Annotated in this window: 17 protein-coding genes and 1 other RNA gene; 9 read left to right on the top strand and 9 right to left on the bottom strand. The window is 71.0% G+C overall.

From position 1 onward, the window contains the following. The first annotated feature begins 28 nt into the window (after positions 1 to 28). The 3 genes from CRM89_RS01365 to CRM89_RS01355 are packed head-to-tail and all read left to right on the top strand — an operon-like array spanning position 29 to position 2,301. Positions 29 to 463 (top strand): hypothetical protein, encoded by a 435-nt coding sequence (locus tag CRM89_RS01365; protein WP_098083045.1) that lies wholly within the window; start codon positions 29 to 31, stop codon positions 461 to 463. Then, the gene (pip, locus tag CRM89_RS01360) at positions 463 to 1,428 is read left to right on the top strand and encodes a prolyl aminopeptidase (RefSeq protein ID WP_098083044.1); all 966 of its coding nucleotides are present in this window, start codon (positions 463 to 465) and stop codon (positions 1,426 to 1,428) included. The genes CRM89_RS01365 and pip overlap by 1 nt, the downstream gene beginning before the upstream one ends. Continuing rightward, positions 1,429 to 2,301: a CHAD domain-containing protein gene (locus CRM89_RS01355; RefSeq protein WP_098083043.1), complete on the top strand. Its 873-nt coding sequence runs from the start codon at positions 1,429 to 1,431 to the stop codon at positions 2,299 to 2,301. Positions 2,302 to 2,332: 31 nt separating this feature from the next. Here CRM89_RS01355 and CRM89_RS01350 read toward each other — a convergent pair whose 3' ends face one another. Next, a complete protein-coding gene (locus CRM89_RS01350; protein ID WP_011208177.1) occupies positions 2,333 to 3,766 on the bottom strand; it encodes an RNB domain-containing ribonuclease in 1,434 nt (477 codons plus the stop codon). 11 nt (positions 3,767 to 3,777) lie between these two features. Then, positions 3,778 to 4,227 carry a hypothetical protein gene (locus tag CRM89_RS01345; protein WP_228787242.1) on the bottom strand — a complete coding sequence of 150 codons (450 nt, stop codon included), beginning with the start codon at positions 4,225 to 4,227 and terminating at the stop codon, positions 3,778 to 3,780. Between the two features lie 319 nt (positions 4,228 to 4,546). Between CRM89_RS01345 and CRM89_RS01340 the strand changes: the two genes are divergently transcribed. Beyond that, entirely contained in the window at positions 4,547 to 4,930 is a 384-nt protein-coding gene (locus CRM89_RS01340; RefSeq protein ID WP_011208175.1) for a hypothetical protein, read from the top strand. A 70-nt stretch (positions 4,931 to 5,000) separates the two neighbouring features. On the opposite strand, the gene rnpB is transcribed toward CRM89_RS01340, so the two are convergent. Further along, positions 5,001 to 5,418: RNase P RNA component class A (gene rnpB, locus CRM89_RS01335), an RNA gene on the bottom strand. A gap of 74 nt (positions 5,419 to 5,492) precedes the next feature. Here rnpB and CRM89_RS01330 point away from each other — a divergent pair. Beyond that, positions 5,493 to 6,380, top strand: coding sequence for an alpha/beta hydrolase (locus CRM89_RS01330; RefSeq protein ID WP_011208174.1), 888 nt, complete (start codon positions 5,493 to 5,495; stop codon positions 6,378 to 6,380). Between the two features lie 19 nt (positions 6,381 to 6,399). Here the strand turns inward: CRM89_RS01330 and CRM89_RS01325 are convergent, their stop codons facing one another. The 4 genes from CRM89_RS01325 to CRM89_RS01310 all read right to left on the bottom strand — a co-directional run bounded on the left by CRM89_RS01325 (position 6,400) and on the right by CRM89_RS01310 (position 10,331). After that, positions 6,400 to 7,380 (bottom strand): YihY/virulence factor BrkB family protein, encoded by a 981-nt coding sequence (locus CRM89_RS01325; RefSeq protein ID WP_098083042.1) that lies wholly within the window; start codon positions 7,378 to 7,380, stop codon positions 6,400 to 6,402. A 123-nt stretch (positions 7,381 to 7,503) separates the two neighbouring features. Further along, on the bottom strand, positions 7,504 to 8,193 hold the full coding sequence (locus CRM89_RS01320; protein ID WP_011208172.1) for a hypothetical protein: 690 nt from the start codon (positions 8,191 to 8,193) through the stop codon (positions 7,504 to 7,506). 178 nt (positions 8,194 to 8,371) lie between these two features. Further along, positions 8,372 to 9,589 carry a bifunctional RNase H/acid phosphatase gene (locus tag CRM89_RS01315; protein WP_098083041.1) on the bottom strand — a complete coding sequence of 406 codons (1,218 nt, stop codon included), beginning with the start codon at positions 9,587 to 9,589 and terminating at the stop codon, positions 8,372 to 8,374. A 4-nt stretch (positions 9,590 to 9,593) separates the two neighbouring features. Beyond that, positions 9,594 to 10,331 carry a zinc ribbon domain-containing protein gene (locus CRM89_RS01310; protein ID WP_041559984.1) on the bottom strand — a complete coding sequence of 246 codons (738 nt, stop codon included), beginning with the start codon at positions 10,329 to 10,331 and terminating at the stop codon, positions 9,594 to 9,596. Positions 10,332 to 10,553: 222 nt separating this feature from the next. On the opposite strand from CRM89_RS01310, the gene CRM89_RS01305 reads away from it, so the two are divergent. The 4 genes from CRM89_RS01305 (at position 10,554) to CRM89_RS01290 (ending at position 13,694) form a co-directional block, all read left to right on the top strand. Continuing rightward, entirely contained in the window at positions 10,554 to 11,090 is a 537-nt protein-coding gene (locus tag CRM89_RS01305) for a DUF3558 domain-containing protein (RefSeq protein ID WP_098083040.1), read from the top strand. A 194-nt stretch (positions 11,091 to 11,284) separates the two neighbouring features. Beyond that, positions 11,285 to 11,548 carry a hypothetical protein gene (locus tag CRM89_RS01300; protein ID WP_228821996.1) on the top strand — a complete coding sequence of 88 codons (264 nt, stop codon included), beginning with the start codon at positions 11,285 to 11,287 and terminating at the stop codon, positions 11,546 to 11,548. Next, complete coding sequence (locus CRM89_RS01295) at positions 11,548 to 12,933, top strand: hypothetical protein (protein ID WP_098083038.1); 1,386 nt, start codon at positions 11,548 to 11,550, stop codon at positions 12,931 to 12,933. Before CRM89_RS01300 ends, CRM89_RS01295 begins: the two co-directional genes overlap by 1 nt. Beyond that, complete coding sequence (locus CRM89_RS01290) at positions 12,930 to 13,694, top strand: ESX secretion-associated protein EspG (RefSeq protein WP_011208167.1); 765 nt, start codon at positions 12,930 to 12,932, stop codon at positions 13,692 to 13,694. Before CRM89_RS01295 ends, CRM89_RS01290 begins: the two co-directional genes overlap by 4 nt. A gap of 1 nt (position 13,695) precedes the next feature. Here CRM89_RS01290 and CRM89_RS01285 read toward each other — a convergent pair whose 3' ends face one another. Further along, complete coding sequence (locus tag CRM89_RS01285) at positions 13,696 to 14,340, bottom strand: hypothetical protein (protein ID WP_060592690.1); 645 nt, start codon at positions 14,338 to 14,340, stop codon at positions 13,696 to 13,698. 99 nt (positions 14,341 to 14,439) lie between these two features. Further along, the gene (locus CRM89_RS01280) at positions 14,440 to 15,564 is read right to left on the bottom strand and encodes a Nif3-like dinuclear metal center hexameric protein (protein WP_098083037.1); all 1,125 of its coding nucleotides are present in this window, start codon (positions 15,562 to 15,564) and stop codon (positions 14,440 to 14,442) included. Positions 15,565 to 15,749: the final 185 nt, after the last annotated feature.

Below are 15,749 nucleotides of genomic sequence, written 5' to 3'. Positions count from 1 at the left end.
GACATTCTCGACTCGAGCAGAGGTATCGATGCCGCACAGCCGTTGGATCTCCCGCAGCCCCATGCTGGTCGCCGCCGCGTTCGCCGTCGCGGCGTTGAGCGCGTGCGGCACGTCCGGTGACCCGAACCCCGCCGGTAGCTCGGGGCCGACCACCTCGTCGGCCCCCGCCACCCAGGCGCCCACCACCCAGCGACCGGAACCGCAGGTGAGCGAGGCGGCCGCGCAGAAGCTGTGCGACGCGATCCGCCCCGAACTCTCCAACTTCCGCGTCCAGGGCCCGACGCTCGGCCGGGTCGGATTGAACCTGATCGTGCACCCGTGGGGCCTGCAGAACGGCATCGACGTGCTCAACAACAAGACCGTCGTCGACACCGCGACCAGCAAGAGCTGCCCGGACGTGCGCCAGCAGGCCATCGAGGCGCTCGAGGTGCCGGATCTGGCGACGGTCGTCGTGGGGCTGTGATGCGCCGCGAACTGTATCCGCCGATCGAGCCGTTCGACTCCGGCATGCTCGACGTCGGGGACGGCCAACGGGTGTATTGGGAGGTCAGCGGCAACCCCGAGGGCAAGCCGGTGGTCTTCCTGCACGGCGGCCCCGGCGGTGGTACCGCACCGCTGCACCGGCGCTTCTTCGACCCGGCCTGCTACCGGATCGTGCTGTTCGACCAGCGCGGATGCGGCCGCTCCACCCCGCACATCGCCGACGGCGCGGACCTGTCGGTCAACACCACCTGGCATCTCGTCGCCGACATCGAGGCGCTGCGCGAGCATCTGGGCGTCGAACGCTGGCAGGTGTTCGGCGGGTCCTGGGGCTCCACGCTGGCGCTGGCCTACGCGCAACGCCATCCCGAGCGGGTCACGGAGATGGTGTTGCGCGGAGTGTTCCTGTTGCGGCGCAAGGAGATCGACTGGTACTACAACGGCGCCGCCGGCTACGTCTACCCCGACGAGTGGGAGAAGTTCCTCGCACCGGTGCCCGCCGACGAACGCGACGGCGACCTGGTGGCGGCCTACCACCGGCTGCTGCACTCCCCCGACCCCGCGGTGGTCGAGCGGGCGGCCGTCGCCTGGTCGGTGTGGGAGGGGTCGACGAGTTCCCTGCTGCCGCACCCGGATCGGGTCGCCGAGACCGCCGAGCCGCGGTTCGCGATCGCGTTCGCCCGCATCGAGAACCATTACTTCCGCCACGGCGGCTTCCTCGCCGAAGGCCAGCTGCTGCGCGACATCGACCGGATCGCGCACCTGCCGGTGGAGATCGTGCAGGGCCGCCACGACATCGTCTGCCCGGCGGTGAGCGCCTGGGAGTTGCACCGGGCGTGGCCGGGATCGCGGCTGCACATCGTCGACGACGCCGGACACGCCGCCAACGAGCCCGGCATCGTCCACCACCTGGTCGAGGCCACGGATCGGTTCGCGAAGGAGGGCTGAATGAGCGACGCCGGGTCCGCGCTCGCCGCCGCGCTGGCAGCCGACATCGATCGACTGCTCGCCGCCGAGCCCGAAGTGCGGGCCGACGCCCCCGATTCGGTGCACCAGATGCGGGTGGCGACGCGCAGGCTGCGCAGCGTGCTGAAGTCCTATCGCACACTGCTGCACAAGGATCCGGCCGCCGAACTCGGCGCGGAACTGCGATGGCTGGCCGGGTTGCTCGGCGCCGCCCGGGACGCGGAGGTGCGAGCCGAGCGTTTCACCGCCCTGCTCGCCGCCGACCGGGAGACCAGCGCGGATCACCGCGCGGCCGTCGCGGCCCGGCTGGTCGACGGCGAGCGGGAGCGCTACGCGAGCGCCCATGCCGCGGTGCTGGACGTCCTCGACGGCGAGCGGTACCGCGCGCTGCGGCGGGCCCTCGAGCGCTGGCGCGCGCAGCCGCCGCTGCGCCCCGCCCGTGCCGCCCGGCCCGCCGCGGAGTTCTTCGGTGTGGTGCTCGAACGCGACAGCGAACGGTTGGAGGCGCAGATCCGCGGCGAGCCGAGCGTGCCGGCGGCCGACCGGCTCGAGGCGCTGCACGACATCCGCAAGAGCGCCAAACGGCTGCGCTACTGCGCCGAGGCCGCCGAGCGCGTGCTCGGCGAGGCCGCCGCCACCCAGCGGGAACGCGCCAAACACCTGCAAACCGTCCTCGGCGATCACCGCGACGCGGTGGAGTCCGAACACGCCCTGCTCGACGCCGCCGCCGCGGCCGAACGGGCGGGCGAGGACACCACCGTCTACCGCAACCTGGCGGCCACCGAAGCCGCCGCGGCGCAGCGGTGCCTGGCGCGGTATCCGCACGCGGCGCAGGTATTCACGCGAGCAGACTGACTGGTGCCGGGGCGCGCCGGACGGGAACCGATCAGGCTCGGTACGCGAAGCCGATCGTGCGGCTCACCGGGTCGGCCGTCGTCAGCGTCACCCGCACCCGCTGCCCTTCCGGCGGCTCGCCGGTGCACGGACCGAGCAGGGGCGGATCGGCGACGAAGATCTCCGCGGGCCGGTTGCCCTCGGCCGCCCGCAGCACCGACGCCTCGAACTCGGTGCCGATCCGGGGCGCCAGCAGGGTGGCCTCGGTGAGGTCGATGCAGGCGCGGTCGACCTTGTTCGCGAGACCGTCGGTGCGCTTCATCGTGTCGGCGGCCGCGGCGAGGCCCGCGCGCACCCAGGACGGCACCTCGGTGCCCGCGCACCGGGCCAGGCAGATCTCGGTGGTGAACCGATCGGACAGCCTGCGCAGCGGCGCGGTGACGTGGGCATAGGGCGCGCCGAGCCCACTGTGGTGCAACGACTCCTCGCCGTCGGCGCCGGTGAGGATCGTGTAGGCGGCGCCGCGCAGCAGGCTGGTCGCCTCCGACATCAGCACCAGGCCGGCGGGGCTGTTCGGATCGAGACCGGCCAGCAGCCTGCCTACCGGCACGTCCGCGGGCCAGGGCACACCCAGTGCGGCGGCGGTGCGGCGCAGGGAGGCGACCGCGGATTCCGGTGGCGACGGCATGGTGCGCAGCAACCCGATCCGCTCGGGCGCCGGGGTGTCGAGCATGATCCGCGCCGCGCACATGCCGGTGAGCAGCGAGACCTGCTCGTTCCAGTCGTCGGCGGCGGTGCGCGGCTCCAGCACGAGCCGCCAGTGTCCGTGGTTGGCGCCGTCGCGCACGACGCTCTGCGCGGGCAGGCGCAGCCCGATCGCGCCGCGGGCCAGGCCCGCCTCGATGCGCCGGGTGCCGAACTCCGGCAGGGCCGCGATCGAGGGGTGCAGGCGGCCCGCGTCGGCGTCGGCCTGCACGCCCGCGTAGTCGAGGCGGGCGCGGGAGCGCACCAGCGCCCTGGTCACCTCGTAGTGGACCGGCTCGGCGGCCTCGTCGAGTTCGATCGTCCACAGCGCGGCCGGGCGGACGCGGTCGGGAAGCAGGCTGGCGGCGTCTTCGGCGAGCACCGGGGGATGCAGCGGGACGGTGCCGTCCGGCAGGTAGAAGGTCTGGCCCCGGGCACCGGACTCGCGGGCGAGCGCGCCGTCCGGGGCGATCACGGCGCCGACGTCGGCGATCGCGTAGTGGAGCAGGAAACCCGTCTGCGTGCGCCGCAGGCACAGGGCCTGGTCGAGATCGAGGGCGCCGGGCGGGTCGATGGTGACCAGGTCGATGTCGGTGCGATCGACCCGGGTGCCCGCGAACGCGTCGGCCGCGTCGCGGGCTTCCGCGATGGCCTCGGCCGGATACGCCGAGGCCAACCCGAATTCGGATCTGATGGCGCCGAAGTCGACCGGCGCCGAGACGATCCGCTGGTGCAGTTCCACGTACGGGTACGTTACTGCAGGGCCAGCATGGTGCCGTTGAGCTGATCGAGCGGACCGAACACGGTGAAGGTCACCCGCCCGGTCGGGTACTGCGACGACAGCTCGGCCGCGGCGTCGAGCGCCTCACCGAACGACGGCGCGGACGGATGCGGCAGGCTGCCGATCACCCGTCCGAAGTTGTTGTCGGCCACCCATTTCGTATCGGCGTGGCTCAGGTCGACCTGCACGCCGCCCGGCAGCGGGGTCACGGCCACCGCATTCGCGGAACCGGCACCGAGCACGGCGAGAACAGAAGCGGCACCGGCGATGAAAGCACCGGCGACCAGGGAACGAACTACCCGCATATGTGTTGAGACCTGCTTCCCGCATAGATGTAACGAATCGGCCCGCTGCTGCCCGGCACCGGGCCCTGCCAACGGCGACCACTCTATGACGTCCATCACCCTGTGTGCCACTTCCACACAAATCCCCCACGAGCCGTCCCGACCGTCTCGGCGCACCGGGCCCGGACTGCTAGTGTTCGGTGGCCGGACCGGGCCGGAATTCTCTCGCCCGTTTCCAGCGAAGCCCCTACGTCGAACAATTGGAGTACCGCACTGATGTCATCGATCGTTTTCGATTACCTGCTGCCCCTGGTCGGCCCCGAGCAGGCCGCCTATTGGGCGCAGGTTTTCCTGATCGACCCGGCCTGATCCGCCCGCTTCCAGGCCATCGAGTCGTCGCCTTCCGTTCACCCGACGGGAGGCGACCTTCGCCCCGGGGCGGATACCATCCCGCGGCGTGACGAGAACCTCCGCCGCACTCGCGGTAAGCACCACCCTGTTCGCCCTGCTCATCGCGGGCTGTGGCGACAACGCCGATGATGCCGGCGCCCCGGGCACCAGCTCCTCCCCCGCCGCGTCCGCCCCGGCGGGCAGCGTCCCCGACACCGCCAAGGCGGGCATGTTCGTGGTCAGCTACCGCAGCGCCTTCCCCAAGCTCGCCGAGGGGCGCAGCGACGCCCAGATCGCCGAGTTGTTCACCGGCACCTGCTCCGACATCACCGGCGGCAAGTCCGAGGACGCCGTGGTCGACGGCATCGTCGAGCGCACCGGCTCCGGCGGCACCGCCGCCACCACCGAGGAGGCCCGCGCGATCTACACCACCGCCAAGTACATGTGCTGATGCCCCGGCGCACCGCCGGCCGCGGCGGTGCGCCCCGAAAAGCGTTCCGCGCCAGGGCGAGCCGGCGGGGCGGACGAGTTGGTCTGTAAGCCGGATCCTGTCCCCGGTTCGCACCGGGTGGCGGCCATCCATCTGGGCACACCGTCGCCGGGTGCCTCGAGCGGTCCACCCGCAGGCTCGGGCGAGCAGCCCTCGAGCGCCTGCGCAGCCGCACTCGCGAACGAATGCGACCTTCGACCTTGCTCCGGGCGGGGTTTACCGAGCCGCCCCGGTCACCCGGGGCGCTGGTGCGCTCTTACCGCACCGTTTCACCCTCACCGCACGGCCCCGCAGGGCCGTGGGCGGTCTGTTTTCTGTGGCACTGTCCCGCGGGTCACCCCGGGTTGCCGTTAGCAACCGCCCTGCTCTGTGGAGTCCGGACTTTCCTCGGCGCCGGGCTGCGACACCAGCGTGCCCGTTCCCGTCGCCGCGGCCGCCCGACCAACTCGTCCGCCTGTCCAGACTACCCGCCGCGCCCGCCCCGGCCGGTGGGCGGGCCCGTCCGCCAGTACGGTTAGGGGTCATGGAACGTCTCGAGGTCAGTTTCGTCTCAGGGGGCCAGCAGTGCGCCGCCTGGCTGTATCCTCCCGCAGGCGTCCCCAAGCCCCGCCCGCTCGTGGTGATGGGGCACGGTCTGGGGGGCACGCGGGACATGGGGCTCGACAGGTACGCCCGCCGATTCGCCGCCGCAGGGATGGGCGTGCTGGTGTTCGACTACCGGCACTTCGGCGCCAGTGAGGGCGACCCGCGGCAACTGCTGCACATCGGCAGGCAGCGCGAGGACTGGCGCGCGGCCATCGCCTTCGCCCGCACCCTGCGCGGCATCGACAAGACCCGGATCGCCCTGTGGGGCACATCCTTCGGCGCGGGTCACGTGCTCACCGTGGCCCCCGAGGACGACTACATCGCCGCCGTGGTGGCGCAGGTGCCGTTCACCAGCGGCTGGGCGTCGGCGTGGGCCAAAGGGCCGACGAGCCTGACCAAGGTCGCCACCATCGCCGCCACCGATCTGGTGATCGGGTCGCTGCGCCGCAAACCGGTCCGGATCCGGCTGGCCGGGCGCAAACGCGCCGCCGCGCTGATGAGCGCGCCCGACGTACCGGAGGGCTACGGCAGGCTCGCCGAGGAGAGCGCGACCTACGAACCGAAAGTGGCCGCCCGGGTGGCTTTCTCCGCACTGTTCGACGCACCGGGCAAGCACGCCAAGGAGTTGAAGATGCCGGTGTTCTACGCGATCGCCGACAACGATTCCGTGGCCCCGGTCGAACCGGCGCTCAAAGCCGCGGAGCGCACCAAACACGCGGTGGTCAAACGGTATCCGGTGGGGCATTTCGACGTCTATTTCGACGACGTCTTCGAACAGGCCGTCTACGACCAGACCGAATTCCTGGTTTCGGTGTTGCGGCCGTGAATTCCGGCCCGCCCCGCGCTCAACGCGGGGCGGCGTCCGGGTCGTCGTCCCAGTCGTCCCGGGGCGGCAGAAACGGCTCCTGGTCGGGCGGCAGGCCCTGCTCGATCCGGCGCCCGCGGGCCAATTCGGCATCGAATTCCGCACCGAGCAGGACCGCGACGTTCGATATCCACACCCAGACCAGGAACACCGCGACACCGCCGAGTGAGCCGTACACCTTGTTGTAGGAACCGAAATTCGCGACGTAGAAGGCGAAACCGGCCGAGGCGAGCACCCACACCAGCACGGCCAGCACACTGCCCGGACTCAACCACCGGAAGCCCGGCTGGCGCGCGTTCGGCGCCACCCAGTACAGCAGCGCGAAGGCGAGGCTGACCAGCACGGCCAGCACCGGCCACTTCGCCACCTCCCACACCGCGACCGCGGTCGGTCCCAGGCCGAGCCAGTCACCGACCCGGCGCGCGACGCCGCCGGTGGCCACCACGCCCACGGCGGTCACCGCGATCAGCACCACCATCGCCGCGGTGAGACCGACCCGCACCGGCACCGTCTTCCACAGCGGGCGCCCCTCCTCCACCTCGTAGATGGCGTTGGCGGCGCGCATGAACGCCCCGATGTAGCCCGAGGCCGTCCACAACGACGTCGCCACGCCGAACAGCGCCATCGGCCCGGCCAGGCTGCTCGCGCCGCGCAACTCCCCGATGGCGTCGACGAGCAGCTGGGTACCGCTGCCCGGACCGATCTCGCGGATGCTCGTCACCAGTTCGTCGGTGGCCGTGGGGCTGAGCGCGCCGAGCAGTGCGGTGAGCACGATGATGCCCGGAAAGACCGACAGGACACTGTAATAGGTGAGCGCCGCGGCCCAGTCGGTGACGTTGTCGGCGCGGAACTCGGTCACCGTACGCCGCAACACGCCCCACCAGGATCGCCAGTTCAGCCGCGCGGGCCCGCCGGACCAGTCCAGCGCGGGACCATGCCGCACCGCCGTCTCGGAACTCATCAGACACTCACCTCCGACATCGCGGGCGGCATACCCGGGTCGCACCGTGCCAAACCGGAACAGCGGTCCGGACAAACGAATTCGCCCCCGCACCGGTCGGCACAGGGGCGAATCGGGGGACGGTCAGGCCGTGCGGAAGCCCGCGCCGACCCCGCCGATGGCGTCCACGGCGGTGAGGATCACCTCGATCGGCGCGAAATAGGCGGGCGAGTGAATGGGGTTGGCGGAGCTGCTGCACGGCAGATCGAAGCGGATGCCCGAGATGCCGGTGACCCGGCCCTGGTTCATCCCGACCAGCCGGTCACCGACGGTCACCGGGCCACCCGAATCGCCCGGCTTCGAGCAGGCCTGGTTGAGCGTGACGGTCTCGTCCAGATTTCCCCACACCACCCCGCAACCGGATCCGCTGGTGCGGCCGTTCGAACACACTGTCGTGCCCGGCGTCGGCGTCGCACCCAGGCCGTTGATGGTGGTCGGGCCGACCGTGCGCACCGGCGTCACCTTCGCCGGATCGAACTGCAACACAGCGAAATCCAAGCCCTCCCCGTTGTCGGAGTAGGCGACCACACCGACGACACCCGCGTCCAGCGCCGACTCCGCCGCCAGCCGGGCCCCGGTGGGGGCGCAGTGCCCGGCGGTGAGGCCGACCAACCGGTTCGCGTTGTCGTAGCCGATCGCCGTCAGCGAGCACGCCGAATTGTTCTCGAAGATCAGTCCCGAGCCGCCGCCCAGCACCGCTCCCCCCGGTGCGGCCTGCGCCGCCCCCGTGACGGCCGTGCCCACACCCGCGACGACGGCCGCCGCGGCCGCCATCCACCTCAACCTCACAGCAGTTACTCCCTCTCGAATACCCAAGACCGCACGCGGATTCGTCCCGCCACGCGGACGACGGCGCCGCTGCCGGTCCACGCTCGCGACAACCTTCGCATGCGGGCGGCGCCATGGATACCCATTTGCCCGAACCCGGCCGCTCCGGGCCGGCCGGGGCCGGTCAGGCCAGATAGGAAGTGTCGTTGACCAGGCGCACGGACGAGCCGCCGTCCGGATAGAACTCCGCGATCGACAGCGAGGCCAGATCCAGGTGCAGCCGGTAGAGCAGCGACGGGCCGACCCCGAGCGCGAGCTGCAACAACGTCTTGATCGGCGTCACGTGACTGACCACCACCAGGTTGCGTCCCGGATACAAGGCGACCAGATCGCGCCGCGCCGCCTCCACCCGGGCCCGCACCTGATCGAAACTCTCGCCGCCCGGGGCGGGCACCGACGGATCGCCCAGCCACGCGGCATGCAGTTCGGGGTCGCGCTCGGCGGCCTCGCGGAAGGTGAGGCCCTCCCATTCGCCGAAATCGGTCTCGATCAACCCGTCGTCGGTCTGCACGTCGACGCCGAGCGCGGCGGCCGCGGCCTCGGCGGTCTGCCGGGCGCGGCCGAGCGGCGAGGTGATCACCGCGGCGATCCCGCCCTTGGCGGCCAGCATCTTCGCCGCGCGGGCCGCCTGCTCGCGACCCAGCTCGGTCAACGGCGGATTGCCGCGACCGGAGTAACGGCGCTGCACGGACAGCTCGGTCTGACCGTGCCGCAGCAGCAGCAGGCGGGTCGGACGTCCGGTGGCGCCGGTCCAGCCGGGGGCCGGGTCGGCGGGGGTGTCGGGGAGCACGCGGGTGTCGGCAGTTCCGCTGTCCGGAAGGGCTGCCGCGCCCTCGCCGGCCGCCGGACCAGGACGTGCGGCTCCACGGTGCGCGCCGAGATCGGTGGGCGCGTGGCCCGCGTCGCGGGCGGTGCGCACCTCCTCGACCACGGCCGCGTCGTCCATCGCCTCGTTCGCCAGCCGGTCGGCGTGTGCGTTCTGCGCACGCGGGATCCAGGTGAAGGTGACCGCGTCGAACCCGGCCACCAACCGTCGGGCGCGATCGGCCAGCGGGATCATCGCCGCGTGCTTGACCTTCCAGCGGCCCGACATCTGCTCGACCACCAGCTTGGAGTCCATCCGCACGTCCACCGTGCGCGCGCCCAGCTCGGCGGCCGCCTCCAGCCCGGCGATCAGCCCGCGGTACTCGGCGACATTGTTCGTCGCGATGCCGACACTCTCACGCCGCTCGGCCAGCACCGCCACATGGTCGGCGTCGAACACCACCGCGCCGTACCCGGCAGGCCCCGGATTGCCCCGCGACCCGCCGTCGGCCTCGACGATCACCTTCGGATAGGACATGGCCTCACAAACCGGATTCCTTGGTACGCACCAGGATCGCGCCGCACTCCGGGCAGCGCACGACCTCGTCCGCCGCGGTCTTGGCGATGCGCGCGATCTCGCCGCGATCCAACTCGATCCGGCACGCGCCGCACCGGCGCGCCTGCAGCAGCGCCGCCCCCACCCCGCGCTGCGCGCGCTGCCGGTCGTAGACGGCCAACAGTTCGTCGGGGAACAACCCCACCAGCTCGCCGCGATCGTTCTCGCACCGGGCCTGCGCCACGTCCAGGTCGGCCAGCGCCTCGTCACGCTGCCGCTGTGCGTCGGCCAGCTCCTGCTCGGTCCTGGTCAGCTGCGCACCGGCATGATCGTGATCCGACGCCGAGGCCTCCCGCCGCTCCATCACCTCGAGCAGTTCGTCCTCGAGCACCCCGCGCCGCCGCTCCAAGCTGCCCAGCTCGTGCTGGATCTCCGACAGCTGCTTGGCACCCACCGACCCCGAGGTCAGCATCCCCCGGTCACGCTCCTCACGCTTGCGGACCGCCTCGATCTCGCCCTCCAGCTTCTTGATGTCGCGGTCCAGATCGTCGAGCACGATCTCCACCTTCACCGCGGCATCCTTGTGCTCGTTGCGCCGCGCCTCCAGCCGCGCCACCTCCTGCTGCTCCGGCAGCACCGTGCGCCGGTGCGCGATCCGCGTCAGTTCGGCGTCGACAGCCGCGAGCTGAAGCAGCTTGGCCTGGATCGATGGTTCGACATTCAACGGGGGCGAACTCCTGCACACTATGGACGGATGCGGCCACCGGCCACCCCGGCAACCAAGCCTCGAGCGTACCCCGCAGGCCGCCGCCTCCCCCGCGAACCCGGACCACGCGCCCTTCGCCACCCGTTTCCCACCCGAACAGCGGAACCGATCAGCCCCCGCCCGCGTCCTATAGTTACGCCGAGAGTTAGGCCGACAGTCCCGACGCCGCCAGGGGGAACCATGCGAATCGCAGTAGTCCTACGCGCCATCGTCGCCGCCGTGGGGGTTGTGGGGGTGGTGGGGTGTGGGACGACCGTCGATGGAGCGGCGACGACATCCACCGTTTCTGCTCCTGCGGACGTCTACGATCCCTGCGCACAACTGAGCGACTCTGCACTTCGCGAAGCAGGATTGGACCCTGCGAGCGAGAGCGTGACGACCAACGCGGACGGACCGGCGTCCTGGCGGATCTGTGGCTGGTACCCGGCGGATCACCGATACAAGGTCGACGTGCTCTCGACCAGCCACACGATCGCAGAGACTCGGGACAACGAGAAGCTCAACATTCTGCGTGAGGTGACAGTCGGCGGACGCCAAGGACTGGTAACACAGGACAAATCGGACAGACAAGGCAACAGCTGTTACGTAGCGCTACCCGCGCAGCAAGGCATGTTCGAGATCGCAATCGGCTGGGAGAGTTCGGCTGCGACGAAGCCCGATCTCTGCGCCTTGGCCGTGGAGTACGCGCACAAGCTGGAGCCCCACCTTCCTGGTTGACCGCCCGTGTCCTGCACGCGCCTCGGCACTCGATCTCGCGGGGAAGGCCGCATATGACTGATTCATACAACAACCATGAAGCCTCGTGGCGACAGCTCGAGTCGCAAGCTGTCTCCGGGGACTTCCAGATGGACTTCCAAGTTGGGGAGGCTTTGCGCTCTCGCTGTGAGGCACTGCTGCAGGAGCTTCGGTCCATGAGGACCAAAGCGCAGCGACTCGAACACCTCTCCGGGTATGGTCTGCTTCCTTCGTCTTTGGCGCTGAAGCAGAAGTTCGAGCGAAAAGCAGCGGGCGGCGGCGAGCACGATCTCAACGACTCGGCGGTCGCCCGCCTCGATCAGAACATCGCGATAGTCGAGCTGATGCATGACACCTACGCCGCGGCGATCGGCAAACTCCAGCAGACCGATCAATCTGCGGCAGGCGAGATGAATGCGCAGACCGAGGGGGTCGGCTGATGGTTGCGGGGCTGGACATCGTCAAGGCGGCGCTGGCCGGGATGGGGCAGCCGGTTCTGGCCTGGGGTGTGGACGGGCATCAGAGGTCGGCGGAGAACAACGCCCGGGACGAGTCGTTGCGGGAGGACGGGGCGAAGTTCTGGGAGGGGGATCGGCAGCATATTCAGAACGAGTGGGGGCAGCTGTCGAGCCAGTACAACAATCCGGCGCCGCAGGCGATCACGAACCCGGAGTCGTTCGAGACGTGGACGCATCAGCAGATCTGGGAGGCGTTGAACGGCAAGGGCGATCAGCGCGGTGTCGAGCAGGCCGAGATCAACGCGGGAGCGGACGGCTGGCGGCGGTTGTGCGAGCAGGCGACGCTCGCGATCGACACGTTCGAGAACGGGGTCGAGGAGGACATCGAGCGGCTGTGGAAGGGCCGAGCCTCCAACGCCGCGATGGACGCCACCCTCTCCTATGCGAAGGATTTCCGTCAGCTCACCGTCGGGTTCCAGCAGGTCGCCAACGGCATCGACCTGATCCAGGGCTATCTCGACCAGGCGAAGCGGTCGGTGGCGCCGCCGGAGGAGGTGAGCTGGGTCGACGAGTTCCTCGGGCACATTCCCGGCAACGGGGTGTTGAAGCTGGGCCAGCATCGCGCGAACGAGGCGACCGCGCATGCGCAGGAGGTCATGAAGGTCTATCAGCAGGGCGCGGAGACGGTCGACAAGCAGACGCCGATCCTGCCGGAGCCGACGAATCCGGTGAGCAATCCGGGTACGCCACCCGGTGGTGGCGGCAGCGGCACGCCGGGCGGGAATCCCGGTGCCGGAACCCCCGGCACGAATCCGGCGGGCACGAATCCGAGCGGGAATCCGAACACCCCGGCGGCGCAGGATCCTTCGAGCCGGAACGATCCCACCGCGGGCGACGACCCGGCCGACGACTCGCCGTACGAGGACCCGCAGGGTACGAATCCGCAGAGCAGCGAGCCGCAGAGTACGGTGCCGCAGAGCACGGTCCCCTCGGCCGCACCGCCGGGCTCGTCGCTGTCGGATCCGTCGGGCAGGCCGAATTCGAGCACTCCGAGCCTCGGTTCGCCCGGTCTCGGGGCTCCCGGCCTCGGTTCGCCCGGCGCGACGCCGAGCCCGGGGTCGAGTGTGCCGGGTGCGAAGACCGCCCAGCCCACCGGCCTCGGCGCCGCGGCGACGCGCGCCGCCACGGGTGCCGCCGGGCGCGCGGGCATGCCGGGTATGGGCGCGATGGGTGCGGGCGCGGGCCGCCGCGGCGACGAGGACGAGAGCGAACACAAGATCCCGGACTACCTGGTGCAGGACCGCACCACCGAATTGCTGGGCGAGCAGCCGCGCGTCCTACCGCCGGGCGGGGTCATCGGCGGATGAGCGAATTACGGTGGCAGCTGGACGGTCTCGCGTTCACGATCGCGCTGGAACTGCTGGGCCGCGACCGGCTGCCGTATCCGCTGAGTTACCGGCCGCCGTTCCTCGAGCATCGCGACGACTATCGGCGGCTGCGCGCGCAGACGGCGCGGCGGCTGTCGGAGGTGTTCGACGAGCGGTTGCACCGGGCGTTGACGGTGCTGCTCGAACCGCAGGTCCGCATCGAGGTGCACGGGTTCGCGGGACCGGATCTGCGGCAGGTGGTGCGGCTGCACGTCGGCATCGCCGATCAGGTCGCGACGGTGGCGGTGCAGCAACCGGGGCCGGATCGCGAGCACGGCCGTGACGTCGTGCTGACCATGTGTTACGCGCACACCGTGGCCACCGAGGTGGTCGCCCGGCTCCCGCGCAGCCGGGGCGGCGGGCACGCGCCGTTCACCGGGCGCCGCTCGGAGCTGGAACGACCGGTGTATTCGCGGCATCCGACGCGCCTGAACCCGGTGGAGGAGCTGAACCGCTTCTTCCGCAGGCCGCGCAGCAGCGCGGGCGAGATCACCGTTTACCCCGGCATCGCCTACGACGCCCGTCCCACCGACGACGGGCACGCCTTCATCTGGCTGGACTATCCCGACGACGGCCGCTACGTGCTGGTCAACCACAACGCCGACGACTTCTCGGTGACACCCGCGCCGGTGGCGGAGATGGTGCGCCAGGTGCAGCATCGCATCGACGCCGTGCAGCGGATGCGCGCGCCCGCCTGGTGACTCAGGTGTTCACCGGCCGGGTCTTGATGGCGTCGCGGGAGATGTAGACGTCGTATTCGCCGGGGGTGGCGATGACGGCGTTACCGTAGGCGGAGCGCACGAACGGGTCGGTCCACCAGGCGCCGTCGCGCATGTCCTCGAAGAAGTCGCGGTCCTCCCCGTCGAGGAAGATGTGGTTCTGGGTGGTGGCGACACCGTCGAGGCGCTGGCCGTAGAGCCTCGTCAACTTGTAGCCGGAATGGAAGCCCAGGGCGTTGACCCACGGTTCGAGTTCGACGATGTTGGCTTGCAGCACCCACAGATCGCCCTGGACCCGGAACGTCTCGCGGCGTTCGGGGGTGTCCTCGTCACCGTAGAGGGTGAGGTCGACCTCGAGCTGATGGTCTGCTCCGTCCACCGGTGTCACCACCGCGTGCGCGGCCTTGATCTCGCCGGTGAGACCGAGGTAGGTCTGCAGGACGGTCGCGAACCACAGCAACAGCACCGCCACCACGAGCAGCACCAGCCCGCCTGCGCCGCGCGCAAGCAGCACGCGCGGGCCCACCGCGCGCACCTTCAGCACGGCCGAGATCACCATGGCCACCGCGACGAGGATCAGCAGGATCAACCCGATCTGCGCGATCCCGAAATCCACCGGGAAGTTCATGGGCTAGTTGTACCCGCTTCGCGCAGGGGAATTCGGGCGAACCCGGCCGTGCTCCGCGCGCCTCGACGGACACGCCGGAACGAATCCCGGTGGGCGCGGTCAGCTTCCGGCGGCGAGGGTCCAGGGATCGGTGCGCAGCGTGGACACCCAAGTCTGCAGGTCGGGCAGCGCGGCACGGACGATCCCCTCGGCCTGCGCGCACCAGGGAAATTCGGTGGCCCAGTGCGCGGCGTCGACCAGGGCGGGGCCGTGTGTGCGCAGGTGCTCGTCGGCGGGGTGGTGGCGCAGGTCGGCGGTGACGTAGGCGTCGACACCGAGGCGGGTGACGGTGCCGAGGAAGGAGTCGCCGGCGCCGCCGCACACCGCGACCCGCTCGATCATCCGGTCCGGGTCACCGGCCGCCCGCACGCCCCACGCGGTCGGCGGCAGCGCCGCGGCGACGCGAGCGGTGAACGCGCGCAACGTCTCCGGTTCGGGCAGTGTGCCGACGCGGCCCAGGCCGACCCCGGACGGGAGCGCGGCCCGCTCGCCGACGTGGAAGGCGGGCTCCTCGTACGGGTGCGCGGCGCGCAGGGCGGCGAGCACCGCGGCGCGGGCGCTCGGCGGGGCGATGACCTCGACCCGGTCCTCCTCGACCCGCTGGAGTTCACCGAGCGTGCCGATCGCCGGATTCGCCCCCGCCACCGGGCGGAACTGGCCGAGCGCTTCGACCCGCATCGCGCAGTCGCGATAGGCGCCGCTGCCACCCGCCCCCGCCGCGAACAGGGCGGCCAGCACGGCCTCGGTATGGGTGCGCGGCACCTGAACTGTCCAGTTGTCCACGGCGGCCGCCGGTTTCGGCTCCAGCGGGCCGGTGACGGCGAGTCCGAGCGCGTCGGCGAGCGCGTCGGAGACACCGGGATCGGCGGAGTCGGCGTTGGTGTGCGCGGTGAACAGGGCGCAGCCGGAGCGGATCAGCCGGTGCAGCAGCGCACCTTTCGGGGTGTCCGCGGCGACGGTGTCGACGCCACGCAGCAGCAGTGGATGGTGCACGACCAGGGCCTGCGCCCGCCAGTCGATCGCCTCGGCGACCACCTCGGCCGTCGCGTCGACCGCGAACAGCACCCGGGTGAGCGCGTCCTCGGGATCACCGCAGACCAGCCCGACCGCATCCCACGACTCGGCCAGCGTCGGCGGATACGCCGCATCCAGCACCGCGACGAGATCCGCCAGCCGCACCACCATCACGCCTCCCTGTCCGTCACACCATCCGATCCAGTCTCGCATCCTCGACACGGACCGGACCGGCGCGCCGATGTGGCCCGTGGACCGCCTGGTCGCCGGCGCCGGTCGCAACCCGCCCGGAACCGCCCTGGCCTCGCACCGGGTCGCGGTCACCGAAGAATCCGATCGCCAGGGTCAGCCCCCGG

This window comes from Nocardia sp. FDAARGOS_372 (assembly GCF_002554515.1).
GTDB classification, from domain to species: Bacteria; Actinomycetota; Actinomycetes; order Mycobacteriales; family Mycobacteriaceae; genus Nocardia; species Nocardia farcinica.
The sequence above is the reverse complement of the archived record's forward strand: the minus strand, read 5'-3'. Positions and strand labels throughout refer to the sequence as shown.

Excerpts from the sequence above, each read along its gene's own strand:
- pip (WP_098083044.1), top strand. The coding sequence starts at position 463 with ATGCGCCGCGAACTGTATCCGCCGATCGAGCCGTTCGACTCCGGCATG.
- CRM89_RS01330 (WP_011208174.1), top strand. The coding sequence starts at position 5,493 with ATGGAACGTCTCGAGGTCAGTTTCGTCTCAGGGGGCCAGCAGTGCGCC.
- CRM89_RS01295 (WP_098083038.1), top strand. The coding sequence starts at position 11,548 with ATGGTTGCGGGGCTGGACATCGTCAAGGCGGCGCTGGCCGGGATGGGG.
- CRM89_RS01300 (WP_228821996.1), top strand. The coding sequence starts at position 11,285 with ATGAGGACCAAAGCGCAGCGACTCGAACACCTCTCCGGGTATGGTCTG.
- CRM89_RS01365 (WP_098083045.1), top strand. The coding sequence starts at position 29 with ATGCCGCACAGCCGTTGGATCTCCCGCAGCCCCATGCTGGTCGCCGCC.
- CRM89_RS01305 (WP_098083040.1), top strand. The coding sequence starts at position 10,554 with ATGCGAATCGCAGTAGTCCTACGCGCCATCGTCGCCGCCGTGGGGGTT.
- CRM89_RS01315 (WP_098083041.1), bottom strand. The coding sequence starts at position 9,589 with ATGTCCTATCCGAAGGTGATCGTCGAGGCCGACGGCGGGTCGCGGGGC.
- CRM89_RS01285 (WP_060592690.1), bottom strand. The coding sequence starts at position 14,340 with ATGAACTTCCCGGTGGATTTCGGGATCGCGCAGATCGGGTTGATCCTG.
- CRM89_RS01325 (WP_098083042.1), bottom strand. The coding sequence starts at position 7,380 with ATGAGTTCCGAGACGGCGGTGCGGCATGGTCCCGCGCTGGACTGGTCC.
- CRM89_RS01290 (WP_011208167.1), top strand. The coding sequence starts at position 12,930 with ATGAGCGAATTACGGTGGCAGCTGGACGGTCTCGCGTTCACGATCGCG.
- CRM89_RS01280 (WP_098083037.1), bottom strand. The coding sequence starts at position 15,564 with ATGGTGGTGCGGCTGGCGGATCTCGTCGCGGTGCTGGATGCGGCGTAT.
- CRM89_RS01355 (WP_098083043.1), top strand. The coding sequence starts at position 1,429 with ATGAGCGACGCCGGGTCCGCGCTCGCCGCCGCGCTGGCAGCCGACATC.
- CRM89_RS01320 (WP_011208172.1), bottom strand. The coding sequence starts at position 8,193 with ATGGCGGCCGCGGCGGCCGTCGTCGCGGGTGTGGGCACGGCCGTCACG.